The sequence below is a fragment of the Mesorhizobium sp. M8A.F.Ca.ET.207.01.1.1 genome (genome assembly GCF_004794715.1).
In the GTDB taxonomy this organism is placed as follows: domain Bacteria; phylum Pseudomonadota; class Alphaproteobacteria; order Rhizobiales; family Rhizobiaceae; genus Mesorhizobium.
In genome coordinates, this window is the sequence record NZ_SRUS01000011.1 from 157,467 (window position 1) to 184,220 (window position 26,754).

Below are 26,754 nucleotides of genomic sequence, written 5' to 3' on the forward strand. Positions count from 1 at the left end.
CCACGAGGGGGGAGATCGGCAACTTCGGCCTCGGCGTTTCGTCATCGACGTCGAAAATTGGCGAAGGCAGTCGCGACATCCAATCTCCCCCCTCGTGGGGGAGATGTCCGGCAGGCCAGAGGGGGGCGCCTTGGCTCGGCGTGTCAAACATCGCAATCACAGCAACGCCTCCAGCAAACCCGCAGCCTTCTCAGGTCCATTCTGCACGTGCATCTGTGCCGATGTCTGCGCCAGCTTCGCCTTCATTTTCGGATCGGTCAGGCAGGCTTCGATCTTCGCGATCAACTCCGCGTCCGTCCAATCGTAGCGCGGCATGCCGAAGCCATGGCCGGTTTCCTGGACCCGGGTGGCGTTGTCGTGGCCGTCCCAGACATAGGGCATGATGATCGCGGGCTTGCCGAAATAGAGGCACTCGGTGAAGGAGTTGTTGCCGCCATGGTGGATCACGGCATCGACCTGCGGGATCACCGAAGGCTGCGGGAACCAGCTGTCGACGATGACGTTGCCGGGCACGTCGGTGTACTGATCCCTGTAGCCGCCGACATTGACCAGCGCGCGGTAGCGGGTCTTGCCCAGCGTCGCGATGATCCGCTTCAGCAAGTCGACATCGCCGGCCCCCAGGCTGCCGAAGGAGACGTAGAGCAGCGGCCCGTCGTTGTTTTTGGCGAAGGCCGGGACGGGATAGGGCTTTTCCTGCCGCACGCAGCCTTCCAAATACTGGAATTTTGCCGGATCGAGCGGATGGCGGCGCTTGAATTTCGCGGCTTCGGGATAAAGCAGCAGGTTCAAATAGGGCGAAGCCTCGAAGAACTGGCCGATCGGATAGGGCGCCTCATCATTGGCGCCGAGGAACGCGTTGAAGTCATCATGGATCGGCTTGATCACGGCATTGAAGTGATCGCGGTAGCGCTGGTGTCCGGCATGGTCGTTTTCGCCGCAGCCGGAGAGATGCGGTGGGATGCCCTCGTCCTCGATCTCGTTTTCGGAACAGGAGATGACGCGCACCCACGGCTTGCCGAACTGCTTGATCGCCGGGAACAGGATGACGTTGTCGACGCAGATCACATCAGGCTTGATGGCGGAAAGCACGCGCGGCAGGTCCTTCTGCGCCCACTTGGCGCTGTCGACGATCGCCGTCCAGCAATCCTTGACGTAATTGTCGACCTGGTCGTAGGGCGACTTGCGGAAGTTGGGGATATGGCCGTTGATGAAGTCCTCCCAGAACTTGGCCATCTGCTCGGGCGGCATCGGTTCGGAAAGGTTCACCGGATGCGCCTCGAAGCCATAGCCCTTGTAGACATCGACGAATCCCGGATCGGACAGGAACACCGCTTTGTGTCCGCGCGCCTCCACGGCTTGAGCGATGCCGACGGAATTGAGCGCCGGGCCGTAGGCGGCTTCGGGAAAAAACGCGATCGTCTTCTGCGCCATCAGGCTTCTCCTTCACTCTGCGAAAATTCTGACGTCGGCGGCATCCCAGCCGAGTTCGACCTGGTCGCCCAATGCGACCGGCCGCCGGTCGGCTGCGTCGGCGGTTACACGCACGAGGAACGGCTTCGGCGACAGCGGCGTGCGGACATGCAGCTGCAGGTCGAGCCCCTGATAGGCCAGCACCTCGACCGTTCCGGTCGTCCGGTTCGCGGTATCCGCTGACGGGAACAGCCGGACGCGTTCGGGCCGCACCGACGCGACGGCAGCCGCCCCGGACGAAAGCGCTGCGGGGACCTTGCCGGCGATGCGCGCGCCATTCGCGGCCACGACGCCATCGGCTGACACCTTGCCCGGGATAAAATTCATCACGCCGATGAAGTCGGCGACGAAACGCTCAGCCGGATGCTCATAGACCGCATGCGGCGTGTCGCATTGCAGCAGCTTGCCGTCTTTCAGCACCGCCATGCGGTCGGCCATGACCAGCGATTCCTCCTGATCATGGGTGACGATGACAAAGGTGATGCCGACCTCGTGCTGCAGGCGCTTCAATTCCAGCTGCATGGCGCCGCGCAGCTTCTTGTCGAGCGCGCCGAACGGCTCGTCGAGCAGCAGCAAGCGCGGGCGCTTGACCAGGGCGCGGGCGAGCGCCACGCGCTGCTTCTGACCGCCCGATAGTTGCTCCGGCTTGCGGTCGGCGAAGGGCACGAGTTCGGTGGTCGCCAGGATGGCGTCGACGCGCGCGCGGATTTCTTTAGCCGGCAAGCGCTCCATCTCCAGCCCATAGGAGACATTGGCCCGCACGCTCATATGCGGGAACAGCGCGTAGGACTGAAACATCAGATTGACCGGCCGCTTGTTGGGCGGCATCCTGGCGATGTCCTTGCCGTCGAGCAGGATGCGCCCATCGCTCGGCGTCTCGAAGCCGGCCAGCATGCGCAAGAGCGTGGTCTTGCCGCAGCCCGATGGACCGAGGAGCGCGAAGAACTCGTTCTCCCTGATATCCAGCGAGATGCCGTCGACGGCGGTGACGCGGCCGAAATTCTTCGACACACGATCGATGGCCAGCAGCGTGCGCGGTTCGCTCATTGGCCGATCATTCCCCGGTTGAGCCGCTGCGACAGGGTCAGCGCGGTGACCGAGACCGCCATGACGATGGTGGCCAGGGCGTTGATCTCGGGTGTGATGCCGAAGCGGATCATGGCGTAGATCTGCATCGGCAGCGTGGTCGAGGCGCGGCCCGCGCCTGCGGTGAAGAAGGCGATGATGAACTCGTCGACCGAGAGCGTGAAGGCGAGCAGTGCGCCGGCAATCACGGCCGGCGCGATGACCGGCAAGGTGATCCGCCGGAAGGTGGCGATGGCGGAGGCGCCGAGATCGGTGGAAGCCTCGACGATCGACCAGTCGAAACTCTTCAGCCGGGCACGCACCACCGAGCAGACGAAGGCGAGGTTGAATACGACATGGGCGAGGATGATGGTGTGCAGGCCCATGGTGAGGTTGAGCATCGAAAAGAACGACAGGAGCGCGATTGCCAGCACGATGTCGGGAATGATCATCGGCGCGAAGATCAGCGCCTCGAGCCCCTTGCCATATTGCCGGCGCATCTCGACGCCGATCGCCAGCAGCGTGCCGAGCAAGGTGGCGATCGCTGTCGAGACCAGCGCCACGATCAGCGTGTTGAGGGCGGCGGAGAGGATCGCGGAATTGCCGGCCAGCGAGACGTACCATTTCAGCGAAAAGCCCGACCATGCCGTAGGCAGCCCGCCTTCGTTGAAGGAGAGCGCGACCAGCACGGCGATCGGGATATAGAGGAAGGCATAGACGAGCACGAGAATCGTCCGCATGCTGAAAGCGCGGGTCAGGGAGTGGTTCATCGCCGGCCCCCAAAACAGCGTCCTTCTCCCCGTTCACGGGGAGAAGATGCCGGCAGGCAGATGAGGGGCAGCGCCCAACCTTGCAGGCGTTGGCGCCGCCCCTCATCCGCCCCTTCGGGGCACCTTCTCCCCGTAAACGGGGAGAAGGGAAGGGTCGCGCTGCGCTCAGCCATCGGCTTTCACTTCAGCCGCCCGTCCGGAGGCGCGATTGGCGGCGATCGCTTGCGCCATCAGCACCAGCAGCATGATGGCGATCAGCGCCATTGCCAGGGCCGCGCCGAACGGCCAGTCATTGGCGGTCAGGAACTGGTCGTAGACAAGGTTGCCGATCATCTGGAAGCGGCCGCCGCCGAGCAGCGCCGGGGTGACGAAATTGCCGATCGACAGCACGAAGACGAAGACGGCGCCGGCGACGATGCCGGGCACGGTCAGCGGCAGGATGACACGGCGAAACGTCGTCATCGCCGAAGCGCCGAGATCGCGCGAGGCTTCGGCCAGTTCCGGGTTGAGCCGCGACAAAGGCGCGTAGCAGGCGAGGATGACGAAGGGCAGATAGTTGTAGACCAGGCCGGCGATGACCGCGCCTTCGGTGTAGAGCATCGAGGGCGGTTCACCGGTGTAGCCCACCCAGCGCAGGAGCTGGGTGATAAGCCCTTCGCGGTTGAGCAGCACGATCCAGGCATAGGTGCGGATCAGGTAGTTGGACCAGAACGGCAGCACGGCGAAGAACAGGAACACCGGCTGCCAGCGGCGCGGGGCGGCCGCGATGGCATAGGCGGCGGCGTAGCCGATCACCACCGCGATCAGCGTGGCGATGCCGGCAATGCGCGCCGAGTTCAGGAAAATGCCGGCATAGAGCGGGTCGAAGACCTGCCCGAAATTCTCCAGCGTGAAGGTGTAGTCGATGCCGCCATAGATGCCGCGCCGGAAGAAGGCGAGCGCCAGCACCAGCGCGCATGGCACCACCATCAGCGCGGTCAACCAGACCAGCGCCGGGGCCATCAGCAAGGAGGAGCGGGATGATCGCATCACGCCGCGCCCTCGCTGGCAGCAGGCGAGTTCCCCCTCACCCGGATTGCCAACCGAATTGCGAAGGGCAATTCGGGACAATCCGACCTCTCCCCGAGGGGAGAGGAGCGCGCCAGAGCTGGCTCCAGCCTCTTCTCCCCGCCGGGGAGAAGGTGGCCGCGAAGCGGCCGGATGAGGGGGCGCTGCGCTGGAGATTGGCGAAGGCCCGCGAGCCAGCCGATCTCCCCGCTTGAGGGGGAGATGGCCGGCAGGTCAAAGGGGGGCGTGAAGGAACGCAAGCGTGATTCCAGCAATCGATCTTACTGCGCGGCCTTGATCTCGCTGACGATCTTGGAATAGTCGCGCTGGGCTTCGCCGACGTCACGCAACTGCTCGAACTTGACGAGGTCGGCCACCGGCATCGCCATGTTGGGAAATTTTGCCAGGAAATCGGCCGGCAGGCTTTCCATCGCCGGCTTGTTCGGAACCTTGTAGTCGATATTCTGGGCCGCCCAGGCGTGGTTCTTGGCATCGAGCATGAAGTTGATGAACTGGAACGCGGCATCCTTGTGCTCGGAGGCCTTCATCACCACCATCGTGTCGACCCAGAGATCCGAACCTTCCTTGGGAATGATGTATTTGATCTCCGGCTTGTCGGCGATGCCGTAATTGCACCAGCCGTCCCAGGCCTGGACCATCAGCGCTTCTCCGGAGACCAGTTTCGAATAGAAGGTGGTGTCGTCATAGGCGAGCAGGGTTTTCTTGGCCGAGATCAAGAGGTTCTTGACCTCGGCCATCTTGGCCGGATCTGTCTCGTTGACGGAGAAACCCTTGTCGAGCTGCCCGGCGGCGAGCAGCCAGCGATCAGTCGCCAGCATGGTGGTCTTGCCCTTCAGCTCATCCGACGGCGCCAGCAGGTCGCTCCAGCTCGTGGGCGCCGTCTTGACCAGGTCCGAGCGGTAGCAGAGGCCGGTCGTGCCCCAGGTGTAGGGCACGGAGAAAGTGTTGCCGACATCGTGCGGCAGCTTGGTCGCTTCGGGATAGAGGTTGGCGAGATTGGGGATCTTGGCGTGGTCCATCGGCTCGGTCAGGCCGAGCTTGTTCAGAACCTCGGCGAAGGGCGAGGAGACGAAAACCACGTCATAGCCCTTGCCGCCGGCGGCAATCAGCTTGCCCATGATCTCTTCATTGGTGGCGTGCACCACGACTTCGCCGGAAACGCCCGTCGCGGTCTTGAAAGACGCCATGGCATCGGGCGCCATGTAGCCGTCCCAATTGGAAATGACGAGGTCGGCGGCCATCGCCGGCGCGGACAGCGCCACGACAAGCCCGAGGGCGATCGAAGGCATTCTCAGCGCACGGCGCCGCAGGCTGGTAGCAGTCATGGCAGGCTCCCATTCCGGTTGGTTCGTCGAATTCGTGCTGGACCCGCGCGACATGCGCCGCTGCATCGATCCTGTTCCCGCGGTCTTTTGTCGCCGATTGCACTGACAGTACTATTGCAGAAAAAAGTACGTCAATCCATAATTTGACAACCGGCCTCGGAATCTGGCCGATTGCGTCCACGCCGGTGATGGGTCAAATCAACGAGGTCACGTCCGTTCCACGAGAATGTCATGCAAGCCGCAACCCGACGACCTCGCACCAACCATCTCGATCTGGCCCAGCGCATCCTGGATGTGGCGCGGCAGCGTGGCTTCGCGCCCGGCGCACGCCTGCCCGAGCAACAGATCGCCTCGCTGTGCAATGTCTCGCGCACTCCGGTCCGGGCGGCGCTCAGCCTGCTCGCGGAGCAGGGTGTCGTGCGCTGGGAGGCGGACACCGGATATCACTTGGCGATCGACCTCGCCGCGCAGCCGGCGATATCAGCCGAATTGCCCGCCGCCGAGGAAGACGAGCTTGCCGAGGCCATCCTGCGCGACCGTTCGGCGCGGCGCCTCGACCAGACAGTGACCGTCGCAGGGCTGATGCGGCGGTACAGTGCCGAACGGAAAACGGTACTAAAATCTCTGAACAGACTGACGGAGGAGAATCTTCTCGATCGCGCACCAGGTCAGTCCTGGTTGTTCCGGCGCGCCCCTGATGACCCGGAGGCGCAAGGCGAGAGCTACGAGTTCCGGCTGCTTTTGGAGCCCGCCGCCATCCTGACGCCCGGCTTCCGGCTCGACGGCGCGCGCGCCGCGATGTTGCGCCAGGGCATGGAGGCGCTATCGGCGCTGCCCGACGCCGCGTTCGATACACGCGAGTTCCAGCGGCTCGACATCGATTTCCACGGCATGATCGCCGAAGGCAGCGCCAACCGCTTCGTCGCCGACGCGCTGGCCGATCACCTCAGGCTGCGGCGGCTTCCGGGCATCTATGCCGGCGTCAACGTCTTCCGGCTGAAGCAATCGTTGCGCGAACACCTGAACATACTCGACCATCTTGAGAGCCGGCAGTATGAGGTTGCTGCCGATCTGCTGCGCATCCACCTGCGGCTGTCGCGCAGCCAGCGGCCGCAGGCGGCCAGTCGCGGCGCTCCCGCGCTGTTCGGCATGATCAGCCGGCCGGAATGAAGAGGATTTAATTGACGCGTAGAGCGAGCCCGACCATCGCGCTGTTTCCCGAGGCCAGTTTCGGGGCGGCGTTGAATTGCGTCGGCATCGCGCAGGCGCTGCGCGCGAAGGGCGCGCGGCCGGTGTTCATCTGCCATGCCGGCTTCTCCGGCGTCTTTGCCGACTATGGTTTCCAGGAATACCAGCTGCCGACCGAGGAGCCGCTGAGCGACAGCGAGCGCCAGAGCTACTGGCAGGCGTTCGTGCGCCGGCATCTGCCGCATTTCAGGCTGAGCCCGATCGACCAGCTCGAAACCTATGTCGCGCCGACCTGGCAGGCGATCGTCGACACGGCGGTCAATGCCGAGGCGCCGCTGCGCCAATTGCTGGCGCGGCTGAAGCCCGACGCGGTGGTGCTCGACAATGTCATCATGTTCCCGGCGATAGCGGCAGCCGGCTGCCCGTGGGTGCGCGTCGTTTCCTGCGCCGAGACGGAACTTCCGGACAACGCCGTGCCGCCCTATCTGTCGGGCCTCGGCGCTGGCGATCCGCAACGCGCGGCGTTCGAGGCGCGATATCTCGCAGCCTCGGCGCCGGCGCATGACCGCTTCAACCGCTTTCGCGCCGATTGCGGCCTAGCGCCGCTGCCGAAGGGCCTGTTTCTTGAAACCTCACCCGATCTCAATCTGCTCTTGACGCCGGCGATCGTGCGCCGCGAACGCGCCGAGCCGCTCGACCCCGAGCGCTTCGTCTATCTCGAAGGCTGCGTGCGGTCGGAAGGGCCATTCGAGGTGCCGGTTTTCCCGCGCAATGGCGGGCCGCTGGTCTATGTCAGCTTCGGCAGTCTCGGCGCAATGGATGTCGGCCTGATCGAGCGCATGCTTGCCGTATTCGACCGGCTGCCGGCCCGCTTCATCGTCAATGTCGGTGGCCTGCGCGATGCCTACCGCGCGGTGCCCGACAATGTCTACCTCGACGCCTGGTTTCCGCAGCCCTCCGTGGTGGCGAAGTCGGACTTGTTCATCCACCACGGCGGCAACAACAGCTTTTGCGAAGCGCTGCGCTTCGGCGTGCCTTCGCTGATCATGCCCTATTGCTGGGACGGGCACGACAATGCGCAACGCGCCGGCGAAACCGGCGTCGGCGACCATATCGGCCGTGACGGCTGGACCGAAGGGGGATTGGAGAGAGCCATTCTCGGCCTGCTGGCCGATGACGCCATGCGCGCCCGCCTCAGGGACAATGCAGCCGAGATGGCGCTGAAACCCGGAACGGACGTGGCCGCGCAAGCCATTCTCTCCCTGATACGGACATGAACGAAATGCTCGATAAGAATACGAATACCGCAAACCTCTTCAATGGCAACGACCCCAAGGCCTGGCTTACGCAGCATGGCATCACCGAGATCGAGTGCCTGGTGCCCGACATGAACGGCGTGCTGCGCGGCAAGGCGCTGCCGTCCGCCAAATTCCTCAAGGCGCTGGAAGACCGCGCGCTCTACCTGCCGAGCAGCGCCTTCCTGGTCAGCATCGACGGCCGTTATTCCGGCTCGATCGACGAGGGTTTTGCCTATTCGGACCCCGACATGCGCATGGTGCCCGATGTCTCGACGCTGTGCCTGGCGCCGGGCGCCGGGGCGGGGAAGGCCTATGTTTTCGCCGATGCCTTTCATATGGATGGCAGGCCGTGGATGGCTTCGCCGCGTCATGTGCTGCGCGCCGTGCTCGATCTCTATCGCCAGCGCGGCTGGCGCGCGGTGGTCGCACCCGAGCTCGAATTCTACCTTACCGCGCCCAATCCCGATCCGGACAAGCCGCTGACCGCGCCGGTCGGTGCCAATGGCCGCGCCGAGGGCGTGCAGCATCCCTATGACATGGCGGCGCTGGAAGAATTCGAGCCGGTGATCCGGCGTATCTATGACTATTCAGCGGCAGCCGGACTGCCCCTCGACACGCTGATCCATGAATCGGGCACGGCGCAGCTCGAAATCAATCTGCTGCATGGCGACGCCCTGCCGCTCGCCGACCAGGTGCTTTTGTTCAAGCGGTTTACGCGGCAGGCCGCGCAGCAATGCGGCATGCATGCGACCTTCATGGCCAAGCCGATCGCGGCCCAGGCGGGCAGCTCGATGCATCTGCACATGTCCGTTGTCGACGAGGCCGGCAACGCGCTTTTCGCCGGCAGCGACGATGCCGACACCGGGATGTTCGGCCATTTCATCGGCGGCCTGCAGAAGTACATTCCCGAAATCATGCCGCTGTTCGCGCCGAACGTGAACTCGTTCCGCCGCATCAGGCCGAACCACAGCGCGCCGGCCAACATCGAGTGGTCGCATGACAACCGCTCCTGCGGCCTGCGCGTGCCGGCCGGCGGGCGCATGGCGCGGCGGGTGGAGAACCGGCTGCCGGGTGCCGATTCCAATCCCTATCTGGCGATCGCCGGTTCGCTGCTTGCCGGCTATCTCGGTGTCGAGCAGAAGCAGGCGCGCTCGGCCGAGGCGTCGGGCAATGCCTACAAGATCAAGAGCACGCTGCCGAAGACCATGGAGGAGGCGCTCGACCGCTTCACCGCGTGCGACCCGGTGCGGGCATTGCTGGGCGAGGACTTCTTCCAGACCTATCTGCGCGTCAAGAGCGTCGAGCTCGACCTGTTCCAGAGCGTGGTGACGAGTTGGGAACGCGACCACCTCTTGCTGAAGGTGTGATCATGGCATCTTCGACGGGTTTCAATTCCGGTCTCGATATCGGCAAATCCTATTATGTCGCGACCGCCAATCCGGCGCCGGAACACGCGGCCCTTGCGGGCGATGTCGAGGCGGATCTGGTCGTCGTCGGCGGCGGCTGCACCGGCCTGTCGGCCGCCCTTCACGCGGCCGAGCGCGGCCTCAAAGTGGTGCTGCTCGAAGGCGGCAGGATCGGCTGGGGCGCGTCGGGCCGCAATGGCGGCCAGATGATCCCCGGCCTGCGCAAGGGCGCCAAGGGTCTGGTCAAGCTCTACGGACCCGAGCGGGCGAAGGTGCTGTTCGACCTCGCCTTCGAGGCACGCGGCCTGGTGCTCGGCATCATCGAGCGCCATGCCATCGACTGCGACCTCAGGCTGACCGGCCATCTGGTCGGCGCGGTCAACGGCTCCGACCTCAGGGATCTCGAGGAAGAGGCCAAATGCCTCAAGAGCGTGATGAAATTCCGCGACGTCGAGATCCTGTCGGCGGCGGACGCGCGGGCCAAGGTCGACACGCCTTATCAGGGCGCGATGTATGAGCCGCTCGGCGGCCACATGCATCCACTCAACTATACGCTCGGGCTTGCCCGCGCGGCTGTCGCGGCCGGCGTCACCATCCACGAGAATTCGGTGGCGGTGAAACTGGAGCGGAAGCCGTCGATCCGGGTTTCGACGGCAAAGGGATCGGTGCGGGCCAGACACGTCGTGCTGGCGGGAGACGCGCTGCTCAACGGGCTGGAGCCACGCGTCAACAGCCGCATCATGCCGGTCGGCAACTACATCGTCGCCACCGAGCCGCTGGAGGGCAAACGCAACGTCATCCCCGCCAATGTCGCGGTGTCCGACACGCGCTTCGTCGTCAACTATTACAGGATGTCCGCGGACGGGCGGCTGTTGTTCGGCGGCGGCGAGCGCTACACGCCGTCACCGCCGGCCGATATAGCCGGCTTCGTGCGGCCGCACATGGAAGGCACCTTCCCGCAGCTCAAGGGATGCCGCATCGATCATGCCTGGGGCGGGCTGGTGTCGGTGACGACGTCGCGGCTGCCGCATGTCGGGCACTATGGCGAGGTCTATTTCGCGCATGGCTATTCCGGCAAGGGCGTCATCCTGTCGACACTGTCGGGCAAGCTGCTCGCCGAAGCGATCACCGGCGATGCGTCGCGGCTCGACCTGTTCTCGACGCTGACCCCGATGCCGTTCCCGGGCGGCACGGCGCTGCGCGGGCCACTCTATGTGCTGGGGATGTTGTGGTACGCGATGCGGGATCGGATGAAGCATTGAGGGGCTAACGATCAGAGGCTGGCGGGACCGCGCCCCCCTCTGTCCTGCCGGACATCTCCCCCACGAGGGGGGAGATTGGCAGCTTTGGCGCCCCGCCTTTTCCTTGCAAATGTTAAATTTGGCGAAAGCCGGCGTAGCATCCGATCTCCCCCCAAGTGGGGGAGATGCCCGGCAGGGCAGAGGGGGGCGCTGGCCCGCCGACGTCGGAAGGCTAGCAAGGCCTCTTACACCACAAAAAAATCCTCGATACGCTGCCTGGCATCCAGCAGCGCCGGCAGGATCTCCCGTTCCATCTCCGCGACCGAAAACCGTGCCGACTGTGTAGAGACATTGATCGCCGAGACCGTGCGTCCGGACCTGTCGCGGATCGGCACGGCGATGGAGCGCAGGCCGAGTTCCAGCTCCTCGTCGACGATGGCGAAGCCATCCGTTCCAGCCTTGCCGATGGCCTTCGCCAGCAACGGCCTTTCAACAATCGTCTTCGGCGTCCGGCGTTCGATGGTTGCGTGGCTAAGAAATGCGTCGAGTTCCTCTGGCGTCAGCCCGGCGAGCAGCATCCGGCCCATCGAGGTGCAATAGGCGGGCAGCCTGGTGCCGACATCGAGCGAGACGCTCAGGATACGGCGGCCAGGAATACGGGCGACATAGACGACATCCTCGCCCGACAAGATCGCCGCCGAGCAAGCTTCGTTCAACTGCGCCGCCACCGCACGCATGATCGGCGCGGCGAAGCTCCACAGCGAGGCGCCTCCGAGCCAGGTGCGAGCGACGGTCAGCAGGCGCGGCGACAGGGAGAACACACGGCCGGATTGAGTCGCGTAGCCGGTGGCGACCAAGGTCAGCAGGAAGCGACGGGCGCCGGCGCGGGTCAGGCCGGCTTCCTCGGCCATTTCGGTCAGGGTCATGCCCGCAGGATGCCGGGCCAGGATTTCCATCACGGCAAGACCGCGCCCGAGCGAGCCGACTTGATCACGGGAAACGGCCTCTTTGTCCATCTCATCCTCTGACAAAAGCGATTTAGCCAGCATTGACTCCGCCTCGGAGCAGGCGCTAGAAAGTATCCCATATAATACTTTTGTTCGCAGTGCGAACTTTTCTAATTGTGAGGGCGCCGCGATGGTGAAGTTCCTGCCGCTTAAACAGGCCGTCGCGGAAAACCTGAAAAATGGGGACACGGTCGCCTTCGAAGGCTTCACCCATCTGATCCCGACAGCTGCCGCGCATGAGGCGATCCGCCAGGGGTTTCGCGACCTGACCCTGATCCGCATGACACCCGATCTGATCTACGACCAGATGATCGGCATGGGCATGGCGAAGAAAATCGTCTTCTCCTATGTCGGCAATCCCGGTGTCGGCCTGCTGCGGCGCGCCCGCGATGCGATCGAGAACGGTTTTCCCCGATCGATCGAGGTCGAGGAGCACAGCCATGCCGGCATGGCCAACGCCTATGAGGCGGGCGCGGCCGGCCTGCCTTGCGCGGTGTTCCGCGGCTATCGCGGCGCCGGCCTTGCCGCGGTCAATCCGAACATCAAATCGGTCACCTGTCCGTTTACCGGCGAGGTGCTGGCGGCGGTGCCGTCGATCCGGCCCGATGTCACTTTCATCCATGCGCAGAAGGCCGACAAGAAGGGCAATGTGCTGGTCGAAGGCATTATCGGCATCCAGAAGGAGGCGGTGCTGGCGGCCAGGCGCGCCGTGGTGACGGTCGAGGAGGTGGTCGACAATTTCGACGATTTGCATCCGAACCTGACCGTCCTGCCGCGCTGGACGATCGCGGCGATTTCGATCGTGCCCGGCGGTTCGCATCCGTCCTATGCGCACGGCTATTATGCGCGCGACAATGCCGCCTATCTCGAATGGGACGAGATTGCCGCCGACCGTGAGAAATTCCAAAAGTGGATGCAGGCCAACGTTATCGAAAGAGCCGCCGACGATTTCGCGGGCCGCGTCGAACATCTGAGGAAAGCGGGATGAGCGACAACCAGAACCCCTTGGGCTTTACATCAAACGAGATGATGACGATCGCGGCCAGCCGGGCCCTGGGGAACGACGACGTCTGCTTCGTCGGCATCGGCGCGCCGTCGGCTGCCTGCAATGTGGCGCGGCTGACGCATGCACCCGACATCACGCTGATCTATGAGAGCGGCACGATCGGTACGGCGCCCGACGTGCTGCCGCTGTCGATCGGCGACGGCGAATTGTGCGAGACAGCAGTCACCACCGTCGCGGTGCCGGAGATGTTCCGCTACTGGCTGCAGGGCGGCCGCATTTCGATCGGCTTTCTCGGCGCGGCGCAACTCGACAAGTTCGGCAACATCAACACCACGGTCATCGGCGACTATTTTCATCCCAAGACTAGGCTGCCGGGTGGCGGCGGCGCGCCGGAGATCGCGACGTCGTCGAAGGAAATCTACATCACCATGGCGCAGACCAAGCGCGGCATGGTTGAAAAGATCGACTTCTTCACCTCGTTCGGCCATGGCGAGGGCGGCGATCATCGCAGGCGGCTGGGCATCGATACCGCTGGCCCGACCTTGCTGATCACCGACCTGGCCATCTGGAAGCCGGACCCGGTGAGCAAGGAATTCACGGTCGTGTCCCTACATCCCGGCGTTACCCGCCTGCAGGTGCAGGAGAGCTGTGGCTGGGTGGTTAAGTTCGCCGAGGCGCTTGACGAAACGCCGGCGCCAAGCGAACTCGAACTCAAGACATTGCGCGACCTGCAGGCCCGCACCAAGGCGGCGCATGAGGGGACCGGAAAAGGGAAAGCTGCCTGACATGGCCGAGGCCTATATTTGCGACTATATCCGCACGCCGATCGGCCGCTTCGGCGGTTCGCTGTCCTCGGTACGTACCGATGACCTTGGCGCCATCCCGGTGAAGGCTTTGCTTGAGCGCAATCCCGGGATCGACTGGCAGGCGGTGGACGACGTCGTCTATGGCTGCGCCAACCAGGCCGGCGAGGACAACCGCAACGTGGCGCGCATGGCGCTGCTGCTGGCCGGCCTGCCGCAGGAGATTCCGGGCTCCACCGTCAACCGGCTGTGCGGCTCGGGCATGGACGCGCTGACCATCGCCGCGCGCGCCATCAAGGCCGGCGAGGCGGAACTGCTGATTGCAGGCGGCGTGGAATCGATGAGCCGGGCGCCCTTCGTCATGCCGAAAGCCGACGCTGCTTTTTCGCGCAATGCCGAGATCTACGACACCACCATCGGCTGGCGCTTCGTCAACCCGCTGATGAAGAAGCAGTATGGCGTCGATTCCATGCCGGAGACCGGCGAGAACGTCGCCGAGGATTTCGCCGTGTCACGCACCGACCAGGACGCTTTCGCGGCACGCAGCCAGGACAAGGCGGTCGCGGCACAAGCCAATGGCCGGCTGGCGAAGGAGATCACTCCGGTGGCGATCCCGCAGCGCAAGGGCGATGCGGTCGTCGTGTCGAAGGACGAGCATCCCCGCGCGGGCACCACGGTCGAGGCGCTGGCCAAGCTGCCGACGCCGTTCCGCCAAGGCGGCACGGTGACGGCCGGCAATGCCTCCGGCGTCAATGACGGCGCGGCGGCGCTGGTCGTTGCTTCCGAGGCAGCGGTGACGAAATACGGGCTGACGCCGATCGCGCGCATCCTTGGCGGCGCCGCCGCCGGGGTCGCGCCGCGCATCATGGGCATCGGTCCGGCGCCGGCGACGCAGAAGCTTTGCGCGCGGCTTGGCCTGACGCCAAAACAATTCGATGTCATCGAACTCAACGAAGCCTTTGCCTCGCAAGGCATCGCCGTGCTGCGCCAGCTCGGCATCGCGGAAGATGCCGAACACGTCAATCCGAATGGCGGCGCCATCGCGCTCGGCCATCCCCTGGGCATGTCGGGCGCGCGCATCTCCGGCACGGCGGCGCTGGAGCTTCGCGAACGCGGCGGCCGCTACGCGCTGGCCACCATGTGCATCGGCGTCGGCCAGGGCATCGCCATCGCGCTCGAACGGGCCTGATCGGAGACTGCAAATTGCCAGGGTTGGCGCCGCCCCTCATCGCCCTGCCGGGCACTTCTCCCCGTATAGTGACGGGGAGAAGGAAGCTGGCGGCAATGCCGGCGCCCTCCTTTGAACGCCGGTGATTGGCGAAACCGGCAATGACAGGCCCCTCTCCCCGTCACTATACGGGGAGAGGATGCCGGCAGCAGGTGAGGGGCGGCGCCAACCTGAAGCGATTGGCCGCTCTCAAATTTGACCATGTGGACAAAAGTCTAGACCCGTTCCATAGTTCCTCGTCTGACATTCTTAGGGAACAGCCGGCTCGACACGGCTGTCGAACAGAGGGGCACTTCAATGGAAAACCGGAAGAACAAATCTCATTTGATGCGCGAAGGGCTGTCGCGACGCAACGTGCTGGAGCTGGGCGCGCTTGGCCTGGCCGCGGCGATGCTGCCTGGCGCGGCCTTCGCGGCGGGCAAGAAACTGAAGGTGGCCGCTATCTTCGCCACGCCGATCGAGGAACCCTGGGACAACCAGATCCACGTCGCACTGCAGAAGGCCGAAAAGGAACTCGGCATCGAATACAAATGGTCCGAGAAGGTGCAGACCGCCGACTTCAGCCGCGTCATGCGCGAATATGCGCAGGGCGGGTACCAGCTGGTGCTGGGCGACGCCTTCGCCGCCGAGCGTGAATCGCGCCGCACGGCCAAGCAGTTCCCCAAGACCGCATTTCTGTTCGGCTCAGGCGCGGGGCCGGCCGAACCCAATTTCGGCGTCTTCGACAACTGGATCCACGAGCCTGCTTATCTCTCCGGCATGATCGCCGGCAAGATGTCGAAGTCGGGTACGGTCGGCGCGGTGGCGGCGATGGGCATTCCGGAAGTGAACCGGCTGGTCAATGCCTTCTTCGCTGGCGCCAAGGAGGTTAATCCGAACGTCAAGAAGAAGGTCGCCTTCATCGGTTCCTTCTTCGATCCGCCCAAGGCCAAGGAAGCGGCGGTGGCGCAGATCGACGCCGGCGTCGACGTCATCTATGCGGAACGCTTCGGCGTCATCGAGGCGGCGGTCGAGAAGAAGATCCTCGCCATCTCCAACATGTCCGACCAGTCGAGCCTCGGCCCCGATACGGTCATCACCGGCCCGGTCTGGGACATGTACCCGACGGTCGAGCAAGCGATCAAGCTGGTCAAGGCCGGCGTCTACACGGCGCAGGACTACGGCGATTTCTCGCGCATGGCCAAGGGCGGCTCCTATCTCGCGCCCTTCCACAAGTTCGACAAGACCTTGCCCGCCGAGGTCAAGGATCTGGTCGAGAAGAAGAAGGCCGAGATCCTGGAAGGCAATTTCCGGGTGGATGTCGACGAGAATACGCCGGTTTCGGATTGAGTTCAGATCTTTAGGGGTTGGTGCTAGGCGCCCCTCTGTCCTGCCGGACATCTCCCCCTCAAGGGGGGAGATTGGCAGCTTCGGTCTTTGCGCCTTTCCTCCCACGTGGAAGATTGGCGAAAGCGCCGATGACATCTGATCTCCCCCTTGAGGGGGAGATGGCCGGCAGGCCAGAGGGGGTGCAGCGTTGCCCTCTGCGGTTAGTCACCGGATCGCAAGTCAGGAGCACCCTTGCCCGCCCCACTCATCGAAATGCGCGGCATCACCAAGAGCTTCGGCGCCGTCAAGGCGAACGAGGCTGTCGATCTCAGCGTGGCGCCAGGAGAAATCCTCGGTTTGCTCGGCGAGAACGGCGCCGGCAAGACCACATTGATGAACGTGCTGTTCGGTGCTTATGCGCCGGATGCCGGCGAGATCCTGATCCAGGGCCGGCCGGCGCGGATCACCAGTTCGGCGGATGCGCTGGCCGCCGGCATCGGCATGGTGCATCAACATTTTCATCTGGCGCCACGGTTGACCGTGCTGGAAAACCTGCTCATCGGCATTCCGGGTAAGGCGGGGCGGATCGATCGCGCCGGCGGGCTGGTGCGGCTCGCCGAAATCAGCAGCCAGCATGGGCTGACACTCGACCCCAACCTGCCGGTCTCCGCGCTGTCGGTGGGCGAGCAGCAGCGGCTCGAAACCGTCAAGGCGCTGTTTCGCGGCGCCAGGCTCCTGATCCTCGACGAGCCGACCGCGGTGCTGGCGCCGATCGAGGTCGGCGGGCTGTTTTCGGCGTTGCGGTCGATGGCGGCGCAGGGGCTCGGCATCATCTTCATCTCGCACAAGCTCAACGAGGTGCGGGCGCTGACGCATCGCTGCACCGTGCTGCGGCATGGCCGCGTCGCCGGCCGTGTCGATGATCCGGCAAACACGACGTCGGCTGCAATGGCGCAATTGATGTGCGGCCATGAAATCGTGCCGCCGGCGCGTGGGCCATCGACACCGGGCGCCGATGTGCTGATCCTCGACCGCATTTCGACCTCACGGCATTCGGGCACCGCGTTGCGCGATGTGTCGCTTGTGGTGCGTGCTGGCGAGATTCTCGGCATTGCCGGAGTCTCGGGCAATGGCCAGCGAGCGCTGGCGGAGGTGATCTCGGGCGTGCGCGCGCCCGACAACGGCCAAATGACGATAGCCGGCAAACAGGTCGTGCACTTCTCGCCGCGCGAGGTGCAGGCGCTGGGCCTTGGCCGCATCCCGGAAGATCGCATGACGACGGGGCTGGTCACCAATCTGCCACTCGCCGATTCGATGGTGCTGCCGCGCATCGGCACATCAGCCTTCTCCGCCAGGGGGCTGCTCAAGCCCGATGCGATCCGCGCCTTCGCGGAGGAACAGATCAAGGCCTATGATATCAGATGCCCCGGGCCGATGACTCGCGCCGGGGCGCTGTCCGGCGGCAATCTGCAGAAGGCGCTGCTGGCACGCGAGCTGGCCTTCGATCCCAAGGTCCTGATCGTCTCGCAGCCGACACGCGGCCTCGACATCGGCGCGGCCCGCTTCATCCACGAAAAGTTCCTCGCCATGCGCGCCAAGGGCTGTGGCATCATCGTCATCGGCGAGGATCTGGAAGAGCTGCTGGTGCTCTGCGACCGCGTCGCGGTGATGTATGAGGGCCGCATCGCCGGCACGCTCGACAGCGCCGATGCGACTATCGCGCGGCTTGGCCTGCTGATGACCGGCGCGGAGGGAAAGGCGTAGCATGGGTTTGCTTCGACGTTTCGCCTGGGAGTTCGGCGCCGCCCCTCACCTGCCTGCCGGCATCCTCTCCCCGTATAGTGACGGGGAGAGGAGCGCTCTCGTCGACGGTTTCGCCAATCACCAACGTCGCAAAAACAGTCGCCGACGTTGCGGCAAGCCTTCTTCTCCCCGTCACTATACGGGGAGAAGGTGCCGGCAGGCGGATGAGGGGCGGCGCCGACTTTCGGCGGTCAGCTCAAGAGCGGGGGGCCACTAATGTTCCGCCTCGAAGTCCGCACCTCGACACCCGCCTGGTTCAACCTCGCTTTGCCGATGCTCGCCATCGCGGCCACGCTCATCCTGTGCAGCGGACTGATCGCGCTCGCCGGCGCCGGCGTGCTGGAATCCTACGGCGTCATGTTCACGGCCTCGCTCGGCGACAGCTATGCCATCACCGAGACCCTGGTGCGCGCGAGCCCGATGATCTTCACCGGGCTGGCGGTGGCCGTCGCCTTCCGCGCCAAATTCTGGAACATCGGCGCCGAAGGGCAGTTGCTGGCCGGCGCGGTGGCCAGCTGCTTCGTCGGCGCCATACCGATGCCGGGGCCGCTCGCCATGTTCTTGATGGCGATCGCCGGCGCCGCGGCAGGTGCTGCCGTAGCCCTTGTCCCGGCGACGCTGCGGGTCAAATTCAAGGTCGATGACGTCGTCAGTTCGCTGCTGCTCAATTCGGTCATCTATTACGCGCTGATGGCGCTGATCGAGGGGCCGTGGAAGGATTCGTTCAGCGGCTATCCCATCTCGCCGCCGATCGAGGATTCGGCCAATTTCCCGGTGCTGATCGAAGGCACGCGGCTGCATCTCGGCGTCATCGTGGCGCTGATCGCGGCGCCCTTGATCTGGTTCCTCATCGTGCGCACCACGCTCGGCTTCCGCATCAGGGTCACCGGCGAGAATCCGGAAGCGGCCCGATATGGCGGCATCAACGTGCAGCGCGTGCTGCTCTCGACGGCGCTGCTTTCCGGCGCGCTGGCGGGACTCGCCGGCGTCGGCGAGGTCGGCGGCGTGCATTTCCAGGTGATGAGCGACATCTCGCCGGGCTATGGCTACTCCGGCATCGTCGTCGCCATGCTGGCGCGGCTCAATCCGCTCGGCGTGGTGCCGGCGGCGATCTTCCTGGCCGCGGTGATGACCGGGGCCGAGGCGATGTCGCGGGCGACCGGCGTCCCGGCCTTCCTCAGCGATGTCATCCAGGGCACGGCGCTGCTTGCCATGCTGGTGGCGCTGCTGTTCACCGCCTATCGCATCCGCCGCGTCGGAGCGTCCTCATGAGCGCGGTGTTCGAGCAGATTTTCCGGGTCGGCTTTCTGGCCGCCATCATCCGCATCGCCACGCCGCTGGCCTTCGCGACGCTCGGCGAAATGTTCTCCGAGCGCGCCGGCGTGCTCAATCTCGGCATCGAAGGCATCATGCTGCTCTGCGCCATGACCGGCTTCACCGCCGCCAGCCTCAGCGGCAGCCTGTGGCTGGGCGTGCTGGTGGCGGTGCTGACCGGCATGCTGATGGGGGCGCTGCACGCGCTGTTCACGGTGGTGCTGGGCCTCAGCCAGCATGTCTGCGGCATCGGCGTGACACTGTTCTCCTCGGGGCTTGCCTATTTCCTCTACCGGCTGATCTTCGGCCAGCAATCGGTGCCGCCGAGCATCAAGGGTTTTCAGACGCTGCCGATACCGGTTCTGTCGGACATTCCGGTTCTCGGGCCGGCGGTGTTCAACCAGTTCGCGCTGGTCTACATGGCGATCCTGGCCATCCCGCTCGCTGCCTTCGTGCTCTACCGCACGCCATGGGGCCTGTCGGTGCGCATGGTCGGCGAGAACCCGCGTGCCGCCGATTCCGCCGGCGTCAGCGTCATTGCCACGCGCTTCCAGGCCGTCATCCTTGGCGGTGCACTGATGGGGCTCGCCGGCGCCTTCCTGTCGATGGCGCAGTTCAACGCCTTCACCTTCGGCGTGGTGTCCGGACGCGGCTGGGTGGCAATCGCGCTGGTCGTGTTCGGCCGCTGGGATCCGTGGCGCTCGGCGGGTGCGGCGCTGCTGTTTGCCTTCGTCGACGCGCTCCAGCTGCGCATGCAAGCGAGCGGGCTCGGGCACATCCCTTACGAGGCGTTCCTGATGCTGCCCTTCATCTTTACGATTGTCGCCATGGCGGTGATGTCGCGCAACGCGGTGGCACCCTCGGCGCTGCTGAAGCCGTTTCGACGAGAGGAGCGGTAGGCAAGAACCTTCCTGCATCGCTAGGGATGCCGCCATGCTGCGTCAGTCGATCGCTCAGATCGATCCCCACAGCAATTTCACACCAATTTTTGGCGATCACTGAGAAAATAATTCTGCCAATGACCGGAAAATAGCAATCGACAAAGTCTACAAGTTTTATAGATTAACCGGCGAGACGGAGGTCGATATGTCCTATATCCAGAACGCCCAGACCGACAGCAGCGGCCAGAGGCTGGCCAATGCCCAGGGCTTTCGCCCGGCCTATGCCGGCGCTTTCGCCTATCTCGTCTTTGCCCTTGCGTTCGTGTTCACCGGGGCAGTCGTGCTGGGCCTTATTCCCTAAGGCACCAGATCGGCAGGGGTAGCTGCCCACAGTTGTCAGGCAATCGGAGTTGAATGAACCGGATCCCGGAGCGCTTTCGCGCCTGTGGATTCGCATTTCACAGCATCAGTGATTCCAGTGATGGAGGAGATGACAATGCCGATCGAATTCACGCATGTTCCCGGCAAGACCGCCGACGCGACGGTTCCCTTTTTCTATGACTTCGCAGAGACCGCGACCAAACTCGGGCTGATCGAGGACGGCGGTTTCCAGAAGATCGTCGTCGACGATTCGGCCGGGCTGCTGACCAACATGGATCTTGCCGCCCAGGTGCTCAACCGCACTGCTTCGCTGGAAGTGGTGCTCACCCATTGGGCCGGCGTGATCGAACCGACGGTGGCTGCCCGCCAGTTGGCGTCCATCGACAGGGGGAGCGGCGGACGGCTGGCCCTCAGGATGATCAGCGAGCCGTTGAACGACGACGATGCCGAGACACGGCCGGTCGGACATGGCGTCGTCTGGCAGCGGATCGACGAATATCTGGTGCTGTTGAAGCGGCTGTGGTCGAACGACCGGCCCTTCGACCACGAAGGTGCATTCTACAGCATCAAGGGTGGTTATATCGAGCGCAAGGGTCCGCATGGCGCCGACCTCGTGATCCGTATGGGCGGGCAATCCGGAACTGCGCTGAAGGTGGCAGGCCGGCATGCCGATGTCTTCGAACTGGCGCCGGGTCCGATCGACGATATCAGGCAATTGATGGAGCGGGCGCGTCGCGCCGCGGCCGAACATGGCCGCGCCGGCAAACTGCGCTTCGCGCTTCCGGTCAGGATCCACCAAGGTGTTTCCGTCGCCGGCCAAAAGACGGTCGACCTCTCCGGGCCTCCGGCCCAGGTCGCGCTGTCGCTGCTTGCCTATGCGGCTCTCGGCATCGATGAGTTCATGGTCATCGGCGTCGACACGCCACACGAGATCGCGACGGCTGGCCGGGAAACCATTGCGTTGCTGCGCAACTCCCTGGCGCGCCGGGAGGCTAACGAATTCCACCACGGAGCTTATGCGCCTGGCGCTGGGCTGGAGACGCGAGCAGTGGGCTGAGGCCCGTCAATCTTCTGTTGCATGATGTCTGCCGGCAAGCCGCGACAGGCCATCGATGACGGCGTCCGAATCGGCCAGCACGCCGAAGACGCCGTCCTCGACCGTCACCATGTGCAACGCCGCTTCATGCGCCTTTTGATCACCGCTGGCGCAGGCGTCCGAAATGGTCAGGCACTGGAAATTGCGGTCACAGGCCTCGCGCAGCGTGGTGTGAACGCAGACATCCGTCGTGCATCCGGAAAACATCAGATGCGTGATGCCTCGCGAGCGCAGCACGAGCTCGAAATCCGTATAGGTGAAGGCGCTGTTGCAGGTCTTGTCTACGATGATGTCGTGCGGTGCGACATCGATCTCCGGAACGATCTGGAACCCCGCGCCCGAGCGCAGCAGGACGTCGGTGCCGTCGAGACCGGCGCGCTTGCGGCGCCATTTCTCATAGGGCGTCATGTCGGCCATGTCGGCGCGGTAACCCTGCCTGGTGTGGACGATGGTGAGCCCGGCCCTGCGCGCGGCCGCGATCAGGCGGTTCACCGTGGGCAGGATCGCCCGCAGCGGCGAGGGGTCATATCCCTTCCTGGCGAAATAGCCCGTTGTCGACAGGAAATCCTGTTGCAGGTCGATGACGATCAACGCAGTGTTTTGGGCCACCAGCCTGCCATCATAAGGGTAGTCGAAGGGTATTGCCTTGATCATCCGGAGCTCCTTGCCGCCGGATCATTCTAGCGACTTCGCATCGATGCCGCGACACCGGAAGTCCGGTATCGTGCGGTGGATATCGCCGGCGCGGATCGCCCATAATCGGTAACAAGCCGTCACGGCGCTTCAGGGTTTTGACCGGCACATTCCCAAGAGTTGTTGAGTGCCGTTGTCATCTTCAATGTTGACTAGTAAGTTCATGTTTTATAGTCAACCCGGGCACCTGCCTGCCGTAACCAGGATTGGAAAACGGCGGCCGCGCTGGAGAAATGCCATGGCCGGGGCCGAAGCCGATACCCAGACCGCATTCTGGCCGCCGTGAGAGCAAGGAAGAAGCTCGTGTCGAGACATGGTTTGTTGGCGGCGTTGGTCGCATCGGTGATCCTGGCGGCGACCGGCGCGGTGGCCCAGGAGCAACCGGCCGTCGCTGCAGCAGTAGTCGGGGCCCCTGCCGCGCCGGCAGAAGCGGCACAAGCTGCTCCAGCTGTACCGGCACCCGCCCCACCGGCGGCTGAAGTACCAGCGATGCCTGCGCAGCCGCAGCCGGCGGGGACGGGCCTTGCGGGGACGATGGAGCTGAACCTGCCGCACGACCTGTCGCCATGGGGCATGTTCATGGCCGCCGACATCATCGTGAAGGCGGTGATGATCGGATTGGCGTTCGCGTCGCTCGTCACCTGGACGATATGGCTGGCCAAGTCGCTGGAAATTTTCGCCGGCAAGCTGCGTGTCCGCCATGCCGTCCGCGCGATCGGCGATGCCGCGACGTTGAAGCAGGCGAGCCGGGCGCTCGACCGCAGTGGCGGCCCCGGCGCGCTCCTGGTGCGGGCCGCCGAGGAAGAGACCGCGCTTTCGGCCGGCGCGCTCGACCATGTCGGCGGGGAGGGACTGAAGGAACGGGTCGCCTCGCGCCTGTCGCGCATCGAGGCGGCAGCGTCGCGGCGCATGTCGCGCGGCGCCGGCCTGCTGGCGACGATCGGGTCCACGGCGCCTTTCGTCGGCCTGTTCGGCACAGTCTGGGGCATCATGAACGCCTTCATCGGCATTTCGCAGGCGCAGACCACCAATCTCGCCGTGGTGGCGCCGGGCATCGCCGAGGCGTTGCTGGCCACCGCGATGGGGCTGGTCGCGGCAATTCCGGCGGTGGTGATTTACAACGTCTTTGCCCGCTCGATAGCCGGCTACCGGCAGACACTGGCCGACGCCTCGGCGGGCGTCGAACGGCTGGTCAGCCGCGACCTCGATTTCCGCGCGATAGCACCCGCGGCGGTGCTGGCGGCAGAGTAGAGGGGGCGGTGCCGTGGGAAGCAGGCTTCGACAGACCATGGACGACGATCTCGAGGAGAGCCACGAGATCAATGTCACGCCGTTCATCGATGTCATCCTGGTGCTGTTGATCATCTTCATGGTCGCAGCGCCGCTGGCGACGGTGGATGTCAATGTCGACCTGCCCGGCTCGACCGCGATGCCGGCGCCGCGGCCAGAAACGCCGATTTTCCTGACATTGAAGGATGATCTCACGCTCGCGATCGGCAACGACACCGTGCCGCGCCCGGCTTTTGCCGCCACGCTCGACAGCCGCGCCAAGGGCGACAAGCAGACGCGGATCTTCCTGCGCGCCGACAAGGCGGTGGCCTATGGCGACCTGATGGAGACGATGAACCTGCTGCGTGCCGCCGGCTATCTGAAGGTCGCCCTGGTCGGCCTGGAGGCGGCGCCCGCCGGTGATGCCGCCGCACCGGTGCCAGGCGGAACGGCTTCCCCATGACACGATCGGCCGCCTCGCCCACGATGGGGCTGTCGCGCTTCGGCTGGCGCGACCTTGCCCTATGGGCATGTGCGGCCGTGCTGATGCTTGGGGCGCATGTCGCCGTCGCTTATGCTGTGCAGAATTTCAGTCCAGTCGAACCGTCGGATAGCGGGCCGCCGCCGGCGCCGGTGATCGAAATGGCGCCGATGATGATGACGCCGGCGGCACCCGAACAGGCGGCGATGCTCGATGTAGCGATTCCCGACCAGACCGAGCCGGTCGAGGAGACGGAGAAGACCGCCGAGCCCGACAAGGTAGTCGAGCAAGCCGAACCTGCTGCCGAGCTGGAGACGGTGCCGCCGGACGAACCCACGGAGATGACGGAGGTCGAACCGGTCGTCCAGCCGCCCTTGGAGGATGTCGTCCCCGATATTGTCGAGACTATCGCGCCGGAGGTCGTCGTTCCGCTGCCGCGGTCAAAGCCGGCCGAAAGACACAAGGACAAGAAACCTGCCGAAGCCAAGGTCAAAAAGCCTGCCGACAAGCCCAAGCCAAGGCCGAAGAAGGAAAAGGCCGAACCACCGAAGACGGCAAGTGCCGCGAGTACCGAAGCCAAGCCCGCCGCCAAGGCAGCGGCGCCGAGATCGGCGGCCGGGTTTTCGGGTGTCAGCACCGCCAAATGGGAATCGCGGCTGACGGCATGGATCAATCGCCACAAGCGCTATCCGAGCGCCGCGAAATCCCGTCGGGCGCAAGGCAATGTGAATGTGACTTTCACCATGGACCCGTCCGGCCGGGTGCTGTCGGCGCGGGTCGTGCGTTCGTCCGGCGATGCCGAGCTCGACCGCGCAGCGCTCGCGGTGCTGCAGGGCGCCACCGTGCCGGCGCCGCCGCCGGAACTCGGCTCGCGCGTCATCCGTACGGCGCCATTCGTGTTCAGCCTACAGGACTAGCGCCGCCCCGTCGCGCTACGCTGTTCTTGGTTGAGCGTGGTTGTCTTTCGCGTGTGCCTTGGGATGCATCGGGTTGCCGCTGAGCTGCGCATGTCTGGCCGGGCGTGCGCCGCGCAAGACATCGAAGGCCTCGGCATAGGCCATGCCGAGCAGATAGGAGATCATGGGAAAACGGCTTGCTTCGGCCATCTGCACCAGTTCGTTGGTCATCGTCGCGATATATTGCAGACTATCGAGCTCTGACTGACGTAGTGACTGATTTGACACCTGCTGCTCCTGTCATCGGATGGAACTCTAGGAATGCGTATGGGCTACACTGGACATGTCGAGTCGGCCAATTGATGGTCGAGCCCGCCGAATGCGGGCCAAGTTCGTACCCGCGAGTAGAAAGGTAAGGTCCGGAGAGTTAATGATTTGTTAAAATTGTAGTAAATCAGATATGATCTAAAATATCTTTGCTGGCTGTAAAGTCTAAAAAAATCGATTTTACTCAGATATGGAGTAGGCAATCGCTAGCATACGCTTTTTCGGGATATTCTTGTTCTTATTTAGCGTAAGCAAGTTGCTAATCCAGCCCGTCCCGGGCAAGGCTGACGACGAGCTGATCGACGCCGGGATCATCGAGCCTGACGACATGCGCCATGCGGATCGCATGCCTGGGCGGGATATTGGTCATGTCCTGCCGCATGATGACCGACACGAATGCCGGCCCGGTTTCGGTCAGAAGCATGGCCTTGCCTCTCAGCACCGGTTCGGAGATAGGCGCCCATTGCACCGAGATCAGCGATGGCTCGCCTGTCTGGCGGCGGTTGACGCCGCTGAAATAGATCCAGTTGAGGCGCGAGATCGCCACGCCATAATGGTTGCCGCGCGCCCGCGCCCATGTCGAGCCGCGGCGCTCCGACCATCCGGTGACCCAGCGGAATGTGACCAGTTCGGCCTCGCGACGCACGAAGGTCACCGACCGCATCAGGAGGTCGGCGCGGGTCGGGATCGAAAAATAGGTGAAATAGGTGCCGCCCGCGATCGACGGGGCGGGCGGGCGGATCATCTGGGTGAACAGGCTTTCGGAGATCGGCGGCAGGCCGGGAGCCGTGGGCTCGGGGGTGCCGGGGTCCCGGTACAGTTCGGCCTCGTCGATTCGGAAGTAGTCGCAGATCAGCTTGGCGGTGGCCTTGTTGGGGACGGTCTGCCCCTGCAGGTAACGCTCGAACTGCGTGCGGTTGATGCCCAGTTCGCGGCACACCGCGCTGACGGAAGCATGGTCCTTGCAGAGCCGCCTGAGATTTGCAGCGAGATTGTCGCGAATGGACACTTTTTTGCTTCCGCGGGCGGCTTCTTCATTTCGACTCGGAATCCGTATAGCGCCTTCGGTCGCCCCCGCCGAAACGCCTTGTCACAACACACAGAAAAACTGATTTGAGAACGCCAGTCTAATGGGGCGGCTTCCAAAAAAAATAGCGCCGACCGGACTGCGGCCATCGCCATAAGTCCAATTGACAACCATTTCGCCTTGGAAAGGCGAAGTCGCTTCTGGCCATTTTTGGGGGCATTCTCGCCGGGTGATGCATCGCGATGTATCGGATGATGCTTGGGCGTTACCGCGCGGGAAAGGCGGACAATCGATTATTCCGCTGGTGGAGCTGAGGAGGATCGAACTCCTGACCTCGTCATTGCGAACGACGCGCTCTCCCAGCTGAGCTACAGCCCCGTCCAGCGGATGGCGCATTTATCGG

The 26,754-nt window shown here is 64.3% G+C and carries 25 protein-coding genes and 1 tRNA gene; 16 read left to right on the top strand and 10 right to left on the bottom strand.

Translation table 11 applies throughout. The annotated features are described in order from the left end of the window. Positions 1–156: 156 nt before the first annotated feature. The 5 genes from EN850_RS27695 to EN850_RS27720 all read right to left on the bottom strand — a co-directional run bounded on the left by EN850_RS27695 (position 157) and on the right by EN850_RS27720 (position 5,698). The gene (locus tag EN850_RS27695) at positions 157–1,431 is read right to left on the bottom strand and encodes a glycosyltransferase (protein ID WP_135916589.1); all 1,275 of its coding nucleotides are present in this window, start codon (positions 1,429–1,431) and stop codon (positions 157–159) included. Positions 1,432–1,443: 12 nt separating this feature from the next. Further along, entirely contained in the window at positions 1,444–2,517 is a 1,074-nt protein-coding gene (locus EN850_RS27700) for an ABC transporter ATP-binding protein (RefSeq protein WP_136092701.1), read from the bottom strand. After that, entirely contained in the window at positions 2,514–3,305 is a 792-nt protein-coding gene (locus EN850_RS27705; RefSeq protein ID WP_136092702.1) for an ABC transporter permease, read from the bottom strand. The genes EN850_RS27700 and EN850_RS27705 overlap by 4 nt, the downstream gene beginning before the upstream one ends. 165 nt (positions 3,306–3,470) lie before the next feature. Beyond that, a complete protein-coding gene (locus tag EN850_RS27710) occupies positions 3,471–4,307 on the bottom strand; it encodes an ABC transporter permease (protein WP_136092733.1) in 837 nt (278 codons plus the stop codon). Positions 4,308–4,633: 326 nt separating this feature from the next. Then, positions 4,634–5,698 (bottom strand): spermidine/putrescine ABC transporter substrate-binding protein, encoded by a 1,065-nt coding sequence (locus EN850_RS27720; protein ID WP_127278191.1) that lies wholly within the window; start codon positions 5,696–5,698, stop codon positions 4,634–4,636. A 231-nt stretch (positions 5,699–5,929) separates the two neighbouring features. Between EN850_RS27720 and EN850_RS27725 the strand changes: the two genes are divergently transcribed. The 4 genes from EN850_RS27725 to EN850_RS27740 are packed head-to-tail and all read left to right on the top strand — an operon-like array spanning position 5,930 to position 10,852. Then, positions 5,930–6,868, top strand: coding sequence for a GntR family transcriptional regulator (locus tag EN850_RS27725; protein ID WP_135883236.1), 939 nt, complete (start codon positions 5,930–5,932; stop codon positions 6,866–6,868). 11 nt (positions 6,869–6,879) lie between these two features. After that, a complete protein-coding gene (locus tag EN850_RS27730) occupies positions 6,880–8,163 on the top strand; it encodes a glycosyltransferase (RefSeq protein ID WP_135916592.1) in 1,284 nt (427 codons plus the stop codon). A 5-nt stretch (positions 8,164–8,168) separates the two neighbouring features. Beyond that, positions 8,169–9,551 (top strand): glutamine synthetase family protein, encoded by a 1,383-nt coding sequence (locus tag EN850_RS27735; protein WP_135930047.1) that lies wholly within the window; start codon positions 8,169–8,171, stop codon positions 9,549–9,551. Between the two features lie 2 nt (positions 9,552–9,553). Continuing rightward, entirely contained in the window at positions 9,554–10,852 is a 1,299-nt protein-coding gene (locus EN850_RS27740) for an FAD-binding oxidoreductase (protein WP_189521903.1), read from the top strand. Between the two features lie 224 nt (positions 10,853–11,076). Here EN850_RS27740 and EN850_RS27745 read toward each other — a convergent pair whose 3' ends face one another. Next, positions 11,077–11,847 (bottom strand): IclR family transcriptional regulator C-terminal domain-containing protein, encoded by a 771-nt coding sequence (locus tag EN850_RS27745; RefSeq protein ID WP_136092704.1) that lies wholly within the window; start codon positions 11,845–11,847, stop codon positions 11,077–11,079. A gap of 121 nt (positions 11,848–11,968) precedes the next feature. On the opposite strand from EN850_RS27745, the gene EN850_RS27750 reads away from it, so the two are divergent. From EN850_RS27750 to EN850_RS27800, 9 genes are all read left to right on the top strand, one after another. Beyond that, positions 11,969–12,826 (top strand): CoA transferase subunit A, encoded by an 858-nt coding sequence (locus tag EN850_RS27750; protein WP_136092705.1) that lies wholly within the window; start codon positions 11,969–11,971, stop codon positions 12,824–12,826. Next, complete coding sequence (locus tag EN850_RS27755; protein WP_135922003.1) at positions 12,823–13,629, top strand: CoA-transferase subunit beta; 807 nt, start codon at positions 12,823–12,825, stop codon at positions 13,627–13,629. Before EN850_RS27750 ends, EN850_RS27755 begins: the two co-directional genes overlap by 4 nt. A 1-nt stretch (position 13,630) precedes the next feature. Next, entirely contained in the window at positions 13,631–14,836 is a 1,206-nt protein-coding gene (pcaF, locus tag EN850_RS27760) for a 3-oxoadipyl-CoA thiolase (protein ID WP_136092706.1), read from the top strand. A 336-nt stretch (positions 14,837–15,172) separates the two neighbouring features. Next, positions 15,173–16,204 carry a BMP family protein gene (locus EN850_RS27770; protein WP_136092707.1) on the top strand — a complete coding sequence of 344 codons (1,032 nt, stop codon included), beginning with the start codon at positions 15,173–15,175 and terminating at the stop codon, positions 16,202–16,204. Between the two features lie 231 nt (positions 16,205–16,435). Further along, a complete protein-coding gene (locus EN850_RS27775) occupies positions 16,436–17,947 on the top strand; it encodes an ABC transporter ATP-binding protein (RefSeq protein ID WP_136092708.1) in 1,512 nt (503 codons plus the stop codon). 255 nt (positions 17,948–18,202) lie between these two features. Then, positions 18,203–19,258, top strand: coding sequence for an ABC transporter permease (locus EN850_RS27785; protein ID WP_136092709.1), 1,056 nt, complete (start codon positions 18,203–18,205; stop codon positions 19,256–19,258). Continuing rightward, positions 19,255–20,199: an ABC transporter permease gene (locus EN850_RS27790; RefSeq protein ID WP_136092710.1), complete on the top strand. Its 945-nt coding sequence runs from the start codon at positions 19,255–19,257 to the stop codon at positions 20,197–20,199. Before EN850_RS27785 ends, EN850_RS27790 begins: the two co-directional genes overlap by 4 nt. A gap of 187 nt (positions 20,200–20,386) precedes the next feature. Next, the gene (locus tag EN850_RS27795) at positions 20,387–20,542 is read left to right on the top strand and encodes a hypothetical protein (protein WP_127279725.1); all 156 of its coding nucleotides are present in this window, start codon (positions 20,387–20,389) and stop codon (positions 20,540–20,542) included. Positions 20,543–20,677: 135 nt separating this feature from the next. Beyond that, on the top strand, positions 20,678–21,619 hold the full coding sequence (locus tag EN850_RS27800; RefSeq protein WP_127279724.1) for an LLM class flavin-dependent oxidoreductase: 942 nt from the start codon (positions 20,678–20,680) through the stop codon (positions 21,617–21,619). 6 nt (positions 21,620–21,625) lie between these two features. Here the strand turns inward: EN850_RS27800 and EN850_RS27805 are convergent, their stop codons facing one another. Further along, positions 21,626–22,312, bottom strand: coding sequence for an isochorismatase family cysteine hydrolase (locus EN850_RS27805; RefSeq protein WP_136092711.1), 687 nt, complete (start codon positions 22,310–22,312; stop codon positions 21,626–21,628). Positions 22,313–22,654: 342 nt separating this feature from the next. Here EN850_RS27805 and exbB point away from each other — a divergent pair, with 342 nt between their 5' ends. The 3 genes from exbB to EN850_RS27820 are packed head-to-tail and all read left to right on the top strand — an operon-like array spanning position 22,655 to position 25,018. Then, positions 22,655–23,602, top strand: a complete 948-nt coding sequence (gene exbB, locus EN850_RS27810; protein WP_135916603.1) for a tonB-system energizer ExbB — start codon at positions 22,655–22,657, stop codon at positions 23,600–23,602. A gap of 13 nt (positions 23,603–23,615) precedes the next feature. After that, positions 23,616–24,083 carry a TonB system transport protein ExbD gene (gene exbD, locus EN850_RS27815; protein ID WP_136092712.1) on the top strand — a complete coding sequence of 156 codons (468 nt, stop codon included), beginning with the start codon at positions 23,616–23,618 and terminating at the stop codon, positions 24,081–24,083. After that, entirely contained in the window at positions 24,080–25,018 is a 939-nt protein-coding gene (locus tag EN850_RS27820; protein ID WP_136092713.1) for an energy transducer TonB, read from the top strand. Before exbD ends, EN850_RS27820 begins: the two co-directional genes overlap by 4 nt. A gap of 15 nt (positions 25,019–25,033) precedes the next feature. Here the strand turns inward: EN850_RS27820 and EN850_RS27825 are convergent, their stop codons facing one another. From EN850_RS27825 to EN850_RS27835, 3 genes are all read right to left on the bottom strand, one after another. Then, complete coding sequence (locus EN850_RS27825) at positions 25,034–25,285, bottom strand: hypothetical protein (protein ID WP_127277088.1); 252 nt, start codon at positions 25,283–25,285, stop codon at positions 25,034–25,036. Between the two features lie 298 nt (positions 25,286–25,583). Further along, complete coding sequence (locus EN850_RS27830) at positions 25,584–26,333, bottom strand: helix-turn-helix transcriptional regulator (RefSeq protein WP_136092714.1); 750 nt, start codon at positions 26,331–26,333, stop codon at positions 25,584–25,586. 320 nt (positions 26,334–26,653) lie between these two features. Further along, positions 26,654–26,729: transfer RNA gene (locus tag EN850_RS27835), tRNA-Ala, on the bottom strand. Positions 26,730–26,754 lie beyond the last annotated feature (25 nt).